Genomic DNA, 253 nt, shown 5'->3' with positions numbered 1-253 from the left:
GTTGAGCGTTTGCCTCAGCGCATGTTCGACATTCTCGCTCGGCCCCGTCGTGTCGATCACCATCGCCACCTTGCCGGCCTCCTGAATGTGGCGGGCAAGCGTGCGCACCATGCGCGATATGTAAGGCGTATCGCTCTCGGCCACGACCAGGCAGACGATGCCGGTCGATTTGCGCAACAGGCCGCGCGCGAGGTGGTTGACGTGATAGCCGAGCTTTTCCGCGGCCTGGATGACGCGGCGACGCGTTTCTTCC

The 253-nt window shown here is 63.6% G+C and carries 1 pseudogene; it reads right to left on the bottom strand.

The annotated features are described in order from the left end of the window. A pseudogene (locus WDW90_RS40215) lies at positions 1 to 253 on the bottom strand (LacI family transcriptional regulator); the annotation flags it as partial.

The sequence above is a fragment of the Methylobacterium nigriterrae genome, assembly GCF_037106235.1.
In the GTDB taxonomy this organism is placed as follows: domain Bacteria; phylum Pseudomonadota; class Alphaproteobacteria; order Rhizobiales; family Beijerinckiaceae; genus Methylobacterium; species Methylobacterium nigriterrae.
Note: the sequence above shows the minus strand (reverse complement) of the source record. Positions and strands in the feature narration are given on the sequence as shown.